The sequence below is a fragment of the Nocardia sp. NPDC127526 genome (assembly GCF_042672265.1).
Lineage (GTDB): Bacteria > Actinomycetota > Actinomycetes > Mycobacteriales > Mycobacteriaceae > Nocardia.
Window position 1 is genome coordinate 1 of record NZ_JBHXVO010000050.1, and the last position, 12,871, is coordinate 12,871.

Below are 12,871 nucleotides of genomic sequence, written 5' to 3' on the forward strand. Positions count from 1 at the left end.
CTTGTTGGTTGTGTTGTTTTTTTTTTAATTCACCGTGTTGGGGGCTTTTTTTGGGCCTCACCCCCCCGGGCGGGGGTCCCCCCCCCCCACCCCCACGCCGGGATGACAGGTGGGACACGTCGGGATGACAGGTGGGAGATGACAGGTGGGACTTGTGTCTACACGCTTAGGCTTCTCGTGCGCGGCGCGCCAATTCGACTGTGGCGGCCCGCAGTTCACCAATTCCATCGATCGGGGCGAAGTAGCCGACACGGGTGACCGCGACCCCGCGCGGCGTCTGCACCCGCAGGTCCAGGCCGTACCGGTCGGCGCGCTCGCACACCGCGCCGGTCGCGTCGGGATACCCGCCGAAGACGTGCGCCATATCGAGCAGGGCGTCGGCGTGATCCTCGTTGAGATGGGTGACCGCGCGCTGTGCGTTGGGAATGACCGGATCCGGGGCGGCCGCCGCGTACTCCGCCGCGGTGGCGGAATCCATCCGCCCGTAGCCGCCGACCCAGCGCACCCGCTCCACCCGCAGCACCCACAGCGTGAAATCGCTGTAGTCGATGTAGTACTTGGCCGCGGGCACGGCCGCCAGATGCGCTTCGCGAGCGGCCTCGGCCCGCGCGCCCTCCGGCCGCTCCACGACACCGGCGAGCGTGACCCGCGCGCCCGCAAGGGGATCGGCGGGTCCCTCGGGAGCGACGATCGCCAGGCTGGCGCGGGGATCGTCGAGCAGATTGCGGCCGTGCTCGGCCAGCCGCGAGACGCACAGCACCGGCTGCCCGTCGCTCAGACCGTAGGTGACGAACGACGCCCACGGTGCGCCGTCGGCCGTCAGCGTGGCGAGGGTCGCCGTATTCGTCGACGCCGCAACCGTTTTCGCCTCCTCGGCCGGAGTCGGCCGAACGGCATTGGCCACCACCGTCAACGGGGGCGGAGTCGAGGGAGCGTCGCCGGGATCACCGTGGTCGAGAGTCATATCCCGAGGCTACGCGGGATCACAAGGGCTGGAATCCGGCTCCCACGATGCCCAGGCTGTCGATCTCGGCGAGGACCGCGGTGATCTGGTTCGAGACATCCGGCTCGTGAATCGGATTGCCCGGCCCGGTGCAGGCCAGTTCGCCCGAGCCCTCCGGGCTCACACCGGCATTGATCATGCCCACGAGCTGATCGCCGCGCAGCACCGGTCCGCCAGAATCGCCGTGGTTGGCGCACACCTGGGACAGGAATTCGGCCGGATACGCGTCCCACACCACGCCGCAGGTGAATCCGGTGGTGCGGCCGTTCTTGCACACCGTCTCCCAGGCCGCGGCGGGCGCGCCGATGCTCGCGACCGTGGACGGCCCGACCTGGCGCACCGGCGTCACCCGCTCGGGGTCGAGTTGCACCACGGCCCAGTCGTGACCGACGTCCTTGATGGCCACGAATCCGATCGGCCCGGCCTGCGGCGTCGCCTCGGCCCACACCCGGACTCCGGCCTCCTCGGCGCAGTGCCCGGCGGTAATGCCGACCAGCTGCCCGGTCCGGTCGTAGCCGACGGTGGTCATGGTGCACAGCGCCACCAGCCGGGGATCCCCGGTCTGCAGGGCGATGCCCGAGCCGCCGCCCACCACGGCCGGCGGATTCGCCTGCGCCGGTGCGGCGGTCGGTCCCGCCGCGATCAGGGCGATGGCCCCGCCTACTGCGATCTTCGTGGCGCAACCTGTCGTGAGAACCATGCCCACTCCTTTTCGGCCGACGAACGCGGTAACCCGGGCAACGCTATTTGCCGCAAAATAGCTGGCAAGTTCAACACACCGGTTGTGGGTCAACTGTGATGCCGCGCGGACCTGGCCGGTAGGCGAAGATGGGTCGGTGACCACCGAGAAGGACCGTCCCCGCCCGCCCGCGCTGAGCGCCTCCATTCTGGTGCTGACGTTGGCGCGGAAGGTCGAGACGGAACTCGGGGCCGCCCTCGCGCCACTGGATCTGACCGTTGCCCGGCTCGCGCTGCTCGGGCACATCGCGGGCGTGCCGGGTGCGTCGTTCAGCGATCTGGCCCGCATGTCGGGAACCAGCGTGCAGAGCGTGCACACGGCGGTGAAAGCCCTGGTGGGCGCGGATTTGGTGCGAGATCGCACCGCGCGGGCGGGCTCCGCCTCGACGATCGAGCTCACGCCCAAGGGAACCCGCCTGCTCGACAAGGCGCGCAAGGTCGTCCTCGAAGTGGACGACCGGCTGTTCGGCCCGGACGCGGATCCGATCCAGCAGCAGGTCGGCTCGGCCATTGTCACGGCCTTCGTGAGCTCACTCGACTCCTGATCGCGATTGCCCCGCGGTCGCGGGACCGCTCCCCGAAATATCCTTCAACTTCCCTGAAGCTTGGTGTTAGTCTGCACGCATCATGAAGCTTCAGGTTTGTTGAAGGTGGAAGGTTCCGTGGAACATCTCCTGCTGTCCGTCCATGTGGTCGCGGGCATTGTCTTCGTCGGCGGTTCGGCCGTCGCCGCCAGCCTGTTTCCCCGCTACGCGCCGGTCCTCGCCACACCGGCGGCCGACGGTGTGCCGCCCGTGGAGTCCGAGCGCAACCCGGCGGTCGCCCGCGCCATGCACCGGATCACCGGCAGCTACGCCATCTTCGGGCTCATCGTCCCGGGCGTCGGCATCGCCCTGGCCCTCGCCCAGGACCGCATGGGCGAAATCTGGATCACCATCGCCATGCTGCTCACCGCCATCGCCGGCGGGCTGCTCGCGGGCCTGATCCACCCATTGCAGCGCGACGCGCTCCGCGAACCCGACGACGGGAAGCAGCTGCGCCGCCTCGGCATGTGGGCCGGCATCTACAACCTGCTGTGGACCATCGTGGTCGTGCTCATGATCGTCCGCCCCGGCTCGTGATCACTCCGGCCGAATTCGACTCCCGCACAACCGATTACCGGAGGAATCCGCACTTGACCGACCAAGGCGTCACCTTCATCAACGCCATCGAGCTGCCCGCCGACCGGATCGACGAATTCATCGAGCAGTGGCGTGCGCGCGCGGCCCTCATGCGCACCGCCCCCGGCTTCCGCGATGTCCGCCTGCACCGGGCCCTGCTGCCGGGCGCGCGTTTCCAATTGGTCAATGTCGCGCACTGGGACAGCGCCGAGGCCTGCGAGGCCGCGGGTATGAACCCGGCCGTGGTCGCCTCCGTCGACGAGGCGCGGCAGGTGGCGAGCGCCAATCCCGGTCTCTACGAGGTGGTCGCCGCGTTCGAGTGAGCTGGGGACGGGGCCGCGGCCCGGCGCACGCCGCCCGGCGTCGCACCGGCCATGCGGGTGAAGGCCCGGCTGAACGCGGCCTCGGACTGGTAGCCCATGGTCGCCGCCACCGCCGCGACGGTATCGCCGTGCGCGAGCCGGGTGCGGGCGGCTTCCATGCGGCAGCGCGTCACATATCGCATGGCGGGTTCGCCGACGAGTTCGGTGAAGCGAGCCGCGAAGGCCGAACGGGACATGGCGGCCTCGCGGGCGAGGGTCGCGACGGTCCAGGGCGCGCCCGGATCGCGGTGCACGGCGCTGATGGCCCGGCCCAATTGCGGATCCCGCAGTGCGCCCAGCCATCCCGTGCGCGCGGCGGGCGCCTCGGCCAGCCAGGCGCGGATGGCCTCGATGACGAGGACGTCCGCCAGCCGCACGGTCACGGCCTCCCCGCCGGGGCGCATGTGGCGCAGTTCGGCCGCCATCAGCCGCAGTACATCGCGAACCCGCGAATCGTCCTCGCCGCCGGGGCGATACAGGATCGGCGGCAGCACATCGAGCAGGCGGCCCACCGAGGGCTGCTCGAAACTCACCACCCCGCAGATCATTACGGTGCGCGGGCCGTCGCCGCCGCAGCGCAGGATCGAATAGCGCTCGCCGAACATGCGCTGCGGCAGCTCATCTACCCGCCCGGTGGCAGCGGCGCCGGGCTCGCTGCGCAGCCAGTGACCACGGCCGTGCGGCACCAACGCCATATCCCCGGCGCGCAGCTGCACCGGCGGTTCGCGGTCGACCTCGAGCAGGCAGCCACCCTCGGCGACCACATGGAAAGCCAGGCAGTCCGGGTACGGCGGGATCTCGAGCGCCCACGGTGCGCCCGCATCGGTGTGCGAATAGAAGACGCCTTGCATCCGCACCGGAAACAAGGCCTCCCCCAAGGGATCCCTGGAGATCTGGGGAGCCACCAGCACTGGACGATCGGGCATAGAACCGAGACTAACCGTCATGGATCATCCAGTCACTCCTTCATACCGTGGACGTATCACTTCCCCACTCGAAGGAACGCCATGAAAATCCTGGTCCTGGGCGCCACCGGCGGCACCGGCGCGGCGGTCGTCGCCGAACTCCTCACTCGCGGCCACGATGTCACCGCCTTCTCCCGCCACGCCGAATCCCTTCTCGACTCCCGCACCTCCCCGTCTCTGCGCGCCATCACCGGTGATGCAACCGATCCCGCCGCCGTCGACAACGCCGTCGCCGGTCAAGACGCCGTTGTCATCGCGCTCGGCATCACCGAAAACCCGTTCCGTGTCCGCCTTCTCGGCCCCGCCCACACCGCCATGAACGTCCGCTCCCACGGCACCTCCAACGTGGTCGCGGCCATGCGCCGGCACAACGTCCGCCGCCTGCTGGTCCTGAGCGTCTACGGAATCGGCCCCACCGCAGGCCGACTCCGCCTCTCCGACAAAATCTTCTACCCCTTGGTCATCGGCAACCAGGTAGCCGACCACATCCGCCAGGAAGAAATCGTCCGCCGCAGCGGCCTGGACTGGACCATCGCACAACCCGTCCACCTGAGCGACGAGGAAGGCCCAACCCCCGCCCTCGTCTCCCCGGCCGGTGAAGTCGGCGGCTGGCACGTCCCCCGCACCGCCGTGGGCCGAGTCTTCGCCGACACCCTCGAAAAGTCCGCCTACATCGGCGAATCCATCGCGGTCTCCGCCGCCGCCCCCGGACACTGACCAATTCGTCCGCCCGCCATGCGCACCGGATCACGCCCCGGCTGCGATCATGGCGGGCACGAACACCCACACCGATCGCACCGCCGAATTCCTCAAATGGCCGGACCTGGCCGACGTCGACCTGCTCCGCGCCCTCGTCGAAACCGAACGCCGGCGCCTCGACGCCGCCATGCGCGCGGCCGTAGCCGAAGCCGAGCGCCGCGGCCTAGCCGCAGACACCGGCTACCGCGACACCGCAGACCTACTGACCGACCTCCTGCGCATCAGCGCCCAAGAAGCCCGCCGCCGAATCGAATACGCGATCCCCCAGCCCCGCTCGCGCCCCAGAAAAGTATGGCGCGTCCTGGCAGCCGCAAGCTGAGGCCGAGCCCGCGTGCCCCCTGTTCGCAGGTCCCCACCCGCTTCCGGTCCTCACACCGGCGGAACGAACACAGCAGCCCGGCCGTCCAGCAGGCGGCGGATCTCCTCGTCCGGATACGGGGCGCTCCGGCTCTCCTGTTGGAACGAATGCATGAACGCGGTCATCTCCGCAGCGACCGCCGCGTGCCGGGTGAGGACCGCGGCAGCTCCCTCGGGAATGCCCTCCGGCGTCTCGCCCGCGGCGATGGCGCGCACCATCGCGGCGCGTGCCTCCCGGCCTTGCACCCCGTACAGAGCGGTGAGCGTCTCCCTGTCGCGCATAACCACGGCCCCCCTTGTCGCACCGACGATTCCGCCGCAACCAACAGTCAGCCTATCGCGACCTTTGACCTGCCAAATGCGGCCCGTAGCTCGAGCGCAGGCTCGCCGAGAACGATGCCACTGATGATCAGCTCGATCATCACGCGGTCATAGTCGTCGGTCATCCGCCGGTACCGTTGGGGATCCGTCTCAACGACAGCCGAGGTAATTTTTCGGCCGCCGGCGGCTAGCGGGGAGAACGACACCTCGTATATCCCGTAACCGGTCCAACTGCGGTGCATGAACACAATGTCGCCTTCGGTGAAGATGTTCCACTTCTCGTCCATGCTCCGTGACCGGTAGCCCCTCCGGACGCGGTCCCACTCGCTCACAGTCCAGACACGATCGGGCAGCTGCGAGAGCGACTCGGGCGTGACGATCGAATACAGTTTGCGGAAGGAGCCTCTGGCCACTGGTGTGTCACGGTCCATGGCCTGATCCTAAGTCTGCGGCAACGATGAGCGAGCAGCTCACCGCCCTACCCCACACCCTCATCAACGGCCTCCGCGGACGATCCGACCTCATCAGCTCGATCCGCCCTCCAGCGACACCGACGCCACACGACGCCTCGGCACCGCATCGCCTGCGGCGGCCGTAGACATGCCTGCGATACTGGCGCGGTGGCGATGATGCCCGCACCGCACGACGACGTGCTCCCGGAACCGATCACCCCCGACGCACCGGGGGAGATTCCGCGTCCGCTGCTGACCCAATCCTGGCTCGACCTGGCATTCCTGCACTGGGCCGCCGACCCCGCCGACATCGCCCCACTACTGCCACCCGGCACCACCCCCGACACCCACTCCGGGCTCACCTACGTCGGGCTGGTCGCCTTCCAGATGCACCGCGTCGGCTGGAGCAAACTCCCCGGCCTGCCGTATCTGGGCACCTTCCCCGAAACCAACGTCCGCCTCTACTCCGTGGACGCCCACGGCCGACGCGGCGTGGTCTTCCGCTCCCTCGACGCCTCCCGCCTGCTCCCGGTCGCCGTGGCGCGCATCGGATTCCGGCTGCCCTACCTGTGGTCACGGATGAGCATCCGCGCCGAGGGTGACCTGCGCACCTATACCAGCACCCGGCGCTGGCCCGGCCCGCGCGGCGCGCACAGCCGGATCACCATCCGGGTAGGTGAGCCGATCGCCGAGCCGACGGAGTTGGAGCACTTCCTCACCGCCCGCTGGGGCATGCACAGCACCTTCTTCGGCCGCCGGATGTATCTACCCAACACCCACCCCCGATGGCCACTGCACCGCGCCGAACTCCTCGACTGCCAGGAGAACCTCCTGGCGGCAGCCGGACTCCCGACACCTGTCCGCCGACCGGTCAGCGTGCTCTATTCCCCCGGCGTCCCAGCACGTTTCGGCCGCCCCGCTCACCCCGCAGGTCTACCGACCCCGTGACGCCACGCAACGCTCGAACATCCTCAATTGCCGCATGGCGCGCTGACCGAATCGGCCGCGCAGTAGTCCTCCGGCATGCGAAACGACAACGGGCAGGCGCATTTCGGGTGGTTCACCGACCCGGCGGGCCTACTTCGGTGGGGTGGTGGTGCCGCTGACCGGAACGCTGGTCGGTGGGGGTTCCGGGGCAGGGGTTTGATCAGTATGGGGAGCGACAGGTTGTAATTTCCGACCGGCGTGGGTGGCGGATGATCCTGATACGCGGCAAGGACGCCAATGGTCAGGGCTATCGCTGCGAGAGCGCCGGCGGCTGGGCGGATGAGGTTTCGCCGGTAGTGCGCGGGGACCGATTAGTTTGCGTGGTCGATGTCGTCACCAGATCAGGACTATGGCGGGTGCGCTGGACTGGAGGTTGGCGGGTGTCGATTGTTGTTTCGCGGGGGGAGTTGTGGGGCATGGCTCATGCCGAGCGGGCTCGGTTGGCTGAGGAGCTTGCGGGGTTGGACGAGGAGCAGTGGGGGCGGGAGACGTTGTGCGGGGAGTGGACGGTGGAGGAGGTGGTTGCGCATCTCACCGCGGCGGCGAGTCTGGGGCGGTTGCGGTGGTTGCGCAGTGTGGCCGGGGCTCGGTTCGATTTCGATGTGCACAATGCGCGGCGTCTGGCCGAGTGTCGGGGTGGGACTCCGGCCGAGACCTTGGCTCGGTTCCGGGCGGTTATCACCAGTACCACGGCGGCTTCGGGGCATACGGCGGCCTGGCTCGGGGAAGTGGTGGTGCACGGGCAGGACATTCGGCGGCCGCTGGGGTTGTCGGGGGAGCCTGCGATCGAGGCGACCACGGAGGTCGCGCGGTTTTTCGCCAGTCGGGATTTCACGGTGCCGGGCCGCAGCATCAGCAAGGGGCTGCGGCTCGAAGCGACCGACGGGCCGTTCCGCGCGGGTGACGGACCGCTGGTCAGCGGGCCGACGATTGCGCTGACCATGGCTATGGCGGGGCGGGACGCCTACTGCGCGGACCTGTCCGGGCCGGGGGTGGCAACCCTGCGCGAGCGGATCGCGAACGCCTGACCGTCATCGCTCACGCGACTCCGCGGACCGAGCGCTGGACGACCTCCCGGGCCAGAGCTCGGTACTGGTCCGCGCCTGCGGATTTGGGCGCCCAGGTGGTGATGGGCTCGCCCGCGATGGTGGCGTCGGGGAAACGGACCGTCCGGGAGATCACGGTGTCGTAGACGCTGCCGCCGAAGACCTCGGCGACGCGGGCCTTCACCTGACGGGAATGGGTGAGGCGGGCGTCGAACATGGTGACCACGATGCCGAACAGGGTCAGTCCCGGGTTCAGGCGGTCGCGGACCTTGTCCATGGTGTCGGTGAGCAGGGCCAGGCCGCGCAGCGAGAAGAACTCGCACTCCATGGGAATGATGACGCCGTCGGCGCAGGCGAGGGCGTTCACGGTGAGCAGGCTCAGGGAGGGCTGGCAGTCGATGAGGATGTAGTCGTAGCGGTCGCGAATCGGGTCCAGGACCCGGCGCAGCGATTGCTCGCGGCCGATCTGGTTGACCAGCTGGATTTCCGCCGCGGACAGATCGATATTGCTCGGCAGCAGATCCATATTGGCGACCCGGGTCTGCATCAGCACCTGGTCGACGGGAACCGGGGAGGTGCCGAACAGGTCGTAGACCGTGGTGGTCAGGTCATTGGGCGGGACGCCCAGGCCCGCGGACAGCGCGCCCTGCGGATCGAGATCGACCAGCAGGACGCGCTGACCGGATTCCGCAAGCGCGGCACCCAGATTGATGGTCGATGTGGTCTTGCCGACTCCACCCTTCTGATTACACAGCGCAACGATCTGCGCTCGGCCTCCTTCATCAGTCCGGGTGTAGTTTGCCAGCATGTCGCCAGGCTAGTCGCCGCGCTCCGCGGCACATCGACGGCCCCACTGAGGGATTGCTCACGCTCGCCGCCTCAGTCGCGGCGCATCAGCTTCTTCAGCGTGGCGGTATCGGTGGTGCGGGAGCCGCCCGCGAAAGCGAGGGTGGCCAGCGCGCGTTCGGCGGCCTCCGGATGGCCCGCGCCGCAGGCGTCGGTCACCACGATGGGGAGATAGCCGAGATCGGTGGCGTGGCGGACGGTCGGTTCGATACCGACCTCCATGGCGATACCGGCAATGGCGAAGCTGTCGATGCGCAAGTCGCGCAAGGCCGTATCGAGCGGCGTGCCCGCGAAGGCGGACATGGTGATCTTGTCGAAGACGACCTCGTCGGGTCCGGGAGCGAGCTCCGGAATCAATTGGTATTGCGGCGACCCCTGCGGGAAGGCGGTGCGAACCGCCGTCGGATCGTCGACCCGCTGCCACTCCATGGCGGTGCGCAATTGGGCGACGCCCGCCGCGGGACCCGGAATCGACATGTGCCGGGTGTAGAAGACCCGGAATCCGTTCTCCCGGGCGGTATCCCGCAACCGACGGCAGGCTTCGGCAATGCGCTCCCCGTCCGGGATCTGGCCGACGATGCCCATCTGCATGTCGTAGATGATCACCGCCATCCGCGCCGGATCGCAGACATCCTCGACGGTCTGCGGAATGGTCAGGCCGTATGCGTAGCGCATGCGGGCCTCACTTGGTCCGGTCGTAGGGCTCGGCAACGTCGACCGAGGCGTCCATGAGCGCCTCGAGCGGCAGGGGAGCGGTCACCGGAATGTAGCTCCATTCCAGGAATCCCTTTTTGCTGAGCGGAAAGTCGTCGATATAGCGCTTGGCCTCCTCGACGCTGTCCACCTCCCACACGATGACCACACCGGGCTCGTCGGCGCGCGCATAGTTCTCGCGCACGATCCCGGCCTTCCACAGCCGCCAGACGTTGGCGACCTCCTCCGGCAGGAACGGCGTGATGGTCTCCATGGTCACGCCGGGCTTGAAACGGTCGAAAGTAATGACCTTCATAGGATTTGAACTCCGTATTCATCGTCGCGGCCGGACGCCGCGGGTACGCAGTCCATGGAAGCTCGGTGATTACAGTGTTACAAGAACGCACTTTTCGGTAAGCACCGGAGACGAGAGATGGTCGCGAAGCGCTACTACTGCCCGGTCGAGGTGACCGTCGACCTGATCGGCGGCAAATGGAAGCCGGTGATCCTCGCCCACCTCAAGGAGGGCGTGCACCGCTACGGCGAACTCCGCCGCCGCATGCCCGCCACCAGCGAGAAAATGCTGATTCAGCAACTGCGCGAACTGGAATCGGACGGCTTCGTGCGGCGCACCGTCTACGAGACCGTGCCGCCGCAGGTGGAATACGAGCTGACCGAGGAGGGCTGGAGCCTGGTCCCGGTGCTGACCGCCCTCTACGAGTGGGGCGAGAAGCGCGGTGCGCGAAGCGGTATCACGATCGAAGCGCCGTAATCCGGCCATTCGAAAGTGTGTTCGCAGAACGGCTGCGCAGGGGACGGCACCGCGCCTAGGCTGAGGGTCCGGGGGCGTGATGCCCTGTCCCGAGTTCCAAGAGTTGATCCTCATGACCGTATTTGCCGTGTACGGGGCCACCGGTCACACCGGTCGGCTGGTCACCGCCGAACTTCTCTCCCGCGGAAAGGATGTCGTCCTGTCCGGGCGGAATCCGGACGCACTCGCCGCGCTCGGCCCGCCGCGAATCATGCCCGCGGCGCTCGATGATCCGGCCGCGCTGCGAGCGCTGGCCGAGGTCGCCGACGTCGTGATCCACTGCGCCGGGCCGTTCGCCGAAACCGGCGTGCCCGTCGCCACGGCGGCGGTCGAGGGCGGCTGCCACTACGTGGACCATGCCGTCGAGGTGCACCATGTGCGACGGCTGCTCGACGAGTTCCAGGAACCGGCGCAGCGGGCGGGAATCACCATGCTGCCCAGCGTGAGTTTCTATGGCGGGCTGGGTGATCTGCTGGCCGGCGCGGTCGCGCACGGGCTGCCCGAGATCGAGCGGATCACCGTGGCCTACGCGGTCACCAACTGGATGATGACCCACGGCGCGGTGGAGACCGCGCGCCTGCTGTTCGCCGATACCGAGCGCATCGGATTCGCCGACGGCGAGCGGCAGGTCGGCTTCGTGGAGCCGCGCAATGCGGTGTTCGCCTTCCCGCCGCCGGTGGGCCCGCGCACGGTGATCGCGCCGGTGCCGTTCCCGGAGGCGGTCACCATTCCGCGCCATACCCGCACGCGGGCGGTGGAGGCGCAGCTGACCGCGCGCACCTTCGAGGAGGAGCAGGCGTTCAGCAGCGAGCACGTCGCCGCCGAGGAACGCGCGAACAGCGAATTCACCATTGCCGCACAGGTTATCGGCGCGCAATCGGCGGCCGGGCACCTGCGCGGGCGGGACCTGTGGCGGGCCGCCGCGCTGGCCTCGGTGGAGGCGGCGGTCCGGCTCACCGAGGGCGCGGCCAAGAGCGGGGTGGCGAGCCCCGCCGAGACCTTCGACGCGACCGAGTTCCTGACCGCCCTGGCCGGACAGGGCGTGTTCGAACTCGCCCTGCCGAAAAAGCGGTGAGGAGAACGGGAATGGAACCGATCCTCGTCACCGGCGCGGGCGGCGGCAGTCAGGGAGCCACCGGGCGTACTGTCACGGAAACCCTTGTCCGCGAAGGACTGCCGGTGCGTGCGTTCGTGCACAGTGATGACGGTCGCGCCGCGGAGCTGAAGGACCTCGGCGCCGATGTGGTGGTGGGTGATCTGCGCGAGATCAGCGCGGTGCGGCCCGCGGTGCGCGGGGTGCGGCGCGCGTACTTCACCTATCCGGTGTCCGCCGGAATGCTGGACGCGGCAGCGGTTTTCGCCGCCGCCGGGACCGAGGCGGGCCTGGAACGCGTGGTGGCGACCTCACAGCTGGGCTCGGACCCGGCCGCGGGCACCCCGCACATGCGCCGGCATTGGGTCGCCGAACAGGTGCTCGACCGGGCGGGCATCGGCGCGGTGCACCTGCGCGCCGCGGTGTTCTTCGAGAACCTGCGCGTGGCCATCGGCGATCGCGGTGAACTGGCGCTGCCCATGGGCTCCCCGGATACGGTGCTGCCCTTGATCGCCGCCGAGGATGTCGCCGGTGTGGGCGTGGGCGTGCTGCGCACCGAGGGCCCGGTCGATCCGGTGCTCTGGCTGGCCGGGGAGGTCATGACCGTCGGCGCGGCGGCCGAAACCCTCGGCGTCCCTTATGTCGATCTCGATCCGGAGGAGTACGCGCGCCGCGCCATGGGCATCTACCGGGACGAGGTCACCGTCGAGCACCTGACCCACCTGTGGACCATGTTCGCCGCCATCGGATCCGGGCACGAGTTGTTCCGCGTGACCGAGACCATCGAACAGTTCACCGGCCGCCCGCCGCGCACGCTGCGCGACTACGCGGCGGGCGCCGGCGAACGATAGATCAGCGCAGGGCCACCCGGGCCCCGGCGGCCTCCAGCTTGGCCTTCGCGTTTTCCGCGGCGCTGCGGTCCACCTTCTCCAGGACGGGCTGCGGCGCCGCTTCCACGAGATCCTTGGCCTCCTTGAGGCCCAGGCCGGGAATGACCTCGCGCATGGCCTTGATGACTTGAATCTTCTTGTCCCCGAAAGATTCCAGGACCAGATCGAACTCGCTCTGCTCCTCGGTGGTGTCCACCGTGGGCCCGGCGTCGGGGGCGGCGACGGTGGCCACCGGCGCGGCGGCGGTCACCCCGAACTCGTCTTCGAACGCCTTGAGGAACTCCGAAAGCTCCAGCAGCGTCATACCTTTGAAAACATCGAGCAACTCGTCGATGGACATCTTGGCCATAACATTCCCCTGCAACCGCGACCAGGCACTACGTTCAGG

Annotated in this window: 19 protein-coding genes; 10 read left to right on the plus strand and 9 right to left on the minus strand. The window is 68.6% G+C overall.

The features are described 5' to 3' along the window. Positions 1 to 166 precede the first annotated feature (166 nt). Entirely contained in the window at positions 167 to 964 is a 798-nt protein-coding gene (locus ACFVIV_RS37815; protein WP_379204943.1) for a HugZ family protein, read from the minus strand. A 19-nt stretch (positions 965 to 983) separates the two neighbouring features. Then, positions 984 to 1,703 carry a S1 family peptidase gene (locus ACFVIV_RS37820; protein WP_379204945.1) on the minus strand — a complete coding sequence of 240 codons (720 nt, stop codon included), beginning with the start codon at positions 1,701 to 1,703 and terminating at the stop codon, positions 984 to 986. Between the two features lie 136 nt (positions 1,704 to 1,839). Here ACFVIV_RS37820 and ACFVIV_RS37825 point away from each other — a divergent pair, with 136 nt between their 5' ends. The 3 genes from ACFVIV_RS37825 (at position 1,840) to ACFVIV_RS37835 (ending at position 3,224) form a co-directional block, all read left to right on the plus strand. Then, positions 1,840 to 2,286, plus strand: a complete 447-nt coding sequence (locus ACFVIV_RS37825) for a MarR family winged helix-turn-helix transcriptional regulator (protein ID WP_379204947.1) — start codon at positions 1,840 to 1,842, stop codon at positions 2,284 to 2,286. A gap of 117 nt (positions 2,287 to 2,403) precedes the next feature. Further along, entirely contained in the window at positions 2,404 to 2,862 is a 459-nt protein-coding gene (locus ACFVIV_RS37830) for a hypothetical protein (RefSeq protein WP_379204949.1), read from the plus strand. Between the two features lie 53 nt (positions 2,863 to 2,915). Continuing rightward, positions 2,916 to 3,224 (plus strand): antibiotic biosynthesis monooxygenase family protein, encoded by a 309-nt coding sequence (locus tag ACFVIV_RS37835; RefSeq protein ID WP_379204950.1) that lies wholly within the window; start codon positions 2,916 to 2,918, stop codon positions 3,222 to 3,224. Here ACFVIV_RS37835 and ACFVIV_RS37840 read toward each other — a convergent pair. Next, positions 3,197 to 4,189, minus strand: a complete 993-nt coding sequence (locus ACFVIV_RS37840; RefSeq protein WP_379204952.1) for an AraC family transcriptional regulator — start codon at positions 4,187 to 4,189, stop codon at positions 3,197 to 3,199. The two genes, ACFVIV_RS37835 and ACFVIV_RS37840, sit on opposite strands and share 28 nt — an antisense overlap. An 81-nt stretch (positions 4,190 to 4,270) precedes the next feature. On the opposite strand from ACFVIV_RS37840, the gene ACFVIV_RS37845 reads away from it, so the two are divergent. Next, positions 4,271 to 4,945: an NAD(P)-dependent oxidoreductase gene (locus tag ACFVIV_RS37845; RefSeq protein WP_379204954.1), complete on the plus strand. Its 675-nt coding sequence runs from the start codon at positions 4,271 to 4,273 to the stop codon at positions 4,943 to 4,945. A gap of 49 nt (positions 4,946 to 4,994) precedes the next feature. After that, complete coding sequence (locus tag ACFVIV_RS37850) at positions 4,995 to 5,306, plus strand: DUF222 domain-containing protein (protein ID WP_379204956.1); 312 nt, start codon at positions 4,995 to 4,997, stop codon at positions 5,304 to 5,306. Positions 5,307 to 5,356: 50 nt separating this feature from the next. Here ACFVIV_RS37850 and ACFVIV_RS37855 read toward each other — a convergent pair whose 3' ends face one another. Both ACFVIV_RS37855 and ACFVIV_RS37860 read right to left on the minus strand, forming a co-directional pair. Next, complete coding sequence (locus ACFVIV_RS37855) at positions 5,357 to 5,626, minus strand: hypothetical protein (protein WP_379204958.1); 270 nt, start codon at positions 5,624 to 5,626, stop codon at positions 5,357 to 5,359. Positions 5,627 to 5,673: 47 nt separating this feature from the next. Next, complete coding sequence (locus tag ACFVIV_RS37860; protein ID WP_379204959.1) at positions 5,674 to 6,096, minus strand: hypothetical protein; 423 nt, start codon at positions 6,094 to 6,096, stop codon at positions 5,674 to 5,676. A gap of 195 nt (positions 6,097 to 6,291) precedes the next feature. Here ACFVIV_RS37860 and ACFVIV_RS37865 point away from each other — a divergent pair, with 195 nt between their 5' ends. Continuing rightward, positions 6,292 to 7,065: a YqjF family protein gene (locus ACFVIV_RS37865; RefSeq protein ID WP_379205016.1), complete on the plus strand. Its 774-nt coding sequence runs from the start codon at positions 6,292 to 6,294 to the stop codon at positions 7,063 to 7,065. Between the two features lie 455 nt (positions 7,066 to 7,520). After that, positions 7,521 to 8,132 carry a maleylpyruvate isomerase family mycothiol-dependent enzyme gene (locus tag ACFVIV_RS37870; RefSeq protein WP_379205017.1) on the plus strand — a complete coding sequence of 204 codons (612 nt, stop codon included), beginning with the start codon at positions 7,521 to 7,523 and terminating at the stop codon, positions 8,130 to 8,132. Between the two features lie 10 nt (positions 8,133 to 8,142). Here ACFVIV_RS37870 and ACFVIV_RS37875 read toward each other — a convergent pair whose 3' ends face one another. The 3 genes from ACFVIV_RS37875 to ACFVIV_RS37885 form a co-directional block, all read right to left on the minus strand. After that, positions 8,143 to 8,958: a ParA family protein gene (locus ACFVIV_RS37875; protein ID WP_379204961.1), complete on the minus strand. Its 816-nt coding sequence runs from the start codon at positions 8,956 to 8,958 to the stop codon at positions 8,143 to 8,145. Between the two features lie 71 nt (positions 8,959 to 9,029). Then, positions 9,030 to 9,671, minus strand: a complete 642-nt coding sequence (locus tag ACFVIV_RS37880; RefSeq protein ID WP_379204963.1) for a cysteine hydrolase family protein — start codon at positions 9,669 to 9,671, stop codon at positions 9,030 to 9,032. A gap of 7 nt (positions 9,672 to 9,678) precedes the next feature. Beyond that, complete coding sequence (locus tag ACFVIV_RS37885; RefSeq protein WP_379204965.1) at positions 9,679 to 10,005, minus strand: hypothetical protein; 327 nt, start codon at positions 10,003 to 10,005, stop codon at positions 9,679 to 9,681. Between the two features lie 117 nt (positions 10,006 to 10,122). Here ACFVIV_RS37885 and ACFVIV_RS37890 point away from each other — a divergent pair, with 117 nt between their 5' ends. The 3 genes from ACFVIV_RS37890 to ACFVIV_RS37900 all read left to right on the plus strand — a co-directional run bounded on the left by ACFVIV_RS37890 (position 10,123) and on the right by ACFVIV_RS37900 (position 12,444). Beyond that, positions 10,123 to 10,461 (plus strand): winged helix-turn-helix transcriptional regulator, encoded by a 339-nt coding sequence (locus tag ACFVIV_RS37890; RefSeq protein WP_379204966.1) that lies wholly within the window; start codon positions 10,123 to 10,125, stop codon positions 10,459 to 10,461. A gap of 112 nt (positions 10,462 to 10,573) precedes the next feature. Then, complete coding sequence (locus tag ACFVIV_RS37895; RefSeq protein WP_379204968.1) at positions 10,574 to 11,575, plus strand: saccharopine dehydrogenase NADP-binding domain-containing protein; 1,002 nt, start codon at positions 10,574 to 10,576, stop codon at positions 11,573 to 11,575. 11 nt (positions 11,576 to 11,586) lie between these two features. Beyond that, entirely contained in the window at positions 11,587 to 12,444 is an 858-nt protein-coding gene (locus ACFVIV_RS37900; protein ID WP_379204970.1) for an NAD(P)H-binding protein, read from the plus strand. 1 nt (position 12,445) lies between these two features. Here ACFVIV_RS37900 and rplL read toward each other — a convergent pair whose 3' ends face one another. Next, entirely contained in the window at positions 12,446 to 12,832 is a 387-nt protein-coding gene (rplL, locus tag ACFVIV_RS37905; RefSeq protein WP_379204972.1) for a 50S ribosomal protein L7/L12, read from the minus strand. Positions 12,833 to 12,871 lie beyond the last annotated feature (39 nt).

Coding starts and splice junctions, on each gene's coding strand:
- rplL (WP_379204972.1), bottom strand. CDS start 12,832: ATGGCCAAGATGTCCATCGACGAGTTGCTCGATGTTTTCAAAGGTATG.
- ACFVIV_RS37890 (WP_379204966.1), top strand. CDS start 10,123: ATGGTCGCGAAGCGCTACTACTGCCCGGTCGAGGTGACCGTCGACCTG.
- ACFVIV_RS37845 (WP_379204954.1), top strand. CDS start 4,271: ATGAAAATCCTGGTCCTGGGCGCCACCGGCGGCACCGGCGCGGCGGTC.
- ACFVIV_RS37865 (WP_379205016.1), top strand. CDS start 6,292: ATGATGCCCGCACCGCACGACGACGTGCTCCCGGAACCGATCACCCCC.
- ACFVIV_RS37855 (WP_379204958.1), bottom strand. CDS start 5,626: ATGCGCGACAGGGAGACGCTCACCGCTCTGTACGGGGTGCAAGGCCGG.
- ACFVIV_RS37815 (WP_379204943.1), bottom strand. CDS start 964: ATGACTCTCGACCACGGTGATCCCGGCGACGCTCCCTCGACTCCGCCC.
- ACFVIV_RS37880 (WP_379204963.1), bottom strand. CDS start 9,671: ATGCGCTACGCATACGGCCTGACCATTCCGCAGACCGTCGAGGATGTC.
- ACFVIV_RS37840 (WP_379204952.1), bottom strand. CDS start 4,189: ATGCCCGATCGTCCAGTGCTGGTGGCTCCCCAGATCTCCAGGGATCCC.
- ACFVIV_RS37885 (WP_379204965.1), bottom strand. CDS start 10,005: ATGAAGGTCATTACTTTCGACCGTTTCAAGCCCGGCGTGACCATGGAG.
- ACFVIV_RS37820 (WP_379204945.1), bottom strand. CDS start 1,703: ATGGTTCTCACGACAGGTTGCGCCACGAAGATCGCAGTAGGCGGGGCC.
- ACFVIV_RS37850 (WP_379204956.1), top strand. CDS start 4,995: ATGGCGGGCACGAACACCCACACCGATCGCACCGCCGAATTCCTCAAA.
- ACFVIV_RS37900 (WP_379204970.1), top strand. CDS start 11,587: ATGGAACCGATCCTCGTCACCGGCGCGGGCGGCGGCAGTCAGGGAGCC.
- ACFVIV_RS37870 (WP_379205017.1), top strand. CDS start 7,521: ATGGCTCATGCCGAGCGGGCTCGGTTGGCTGAGGAGCTTGCGGGGTTG.
- ACFVIV_RS37895 (WP_379204968.1), top strand. CDS start 10,574: ATGACCGTATTTGCCGTGTACGGGGCCACCGGTCACACCGGTCGGCTG.
- ACFVIV_RS37860 (WP_379204959.1), bottom strand. CDS start 6,096: ATGGACCGTGACACACCAGTGGCCAGAGGCTCCTTCCGCAAACTGTAT.
- ACFVIV_RS37875 (WP_379204961.1), bottom strand. CDS start 8,958: ATGCTGGCAAACTACACCCGGACTGATGAAGGAGGCCGAGCGCAGATC.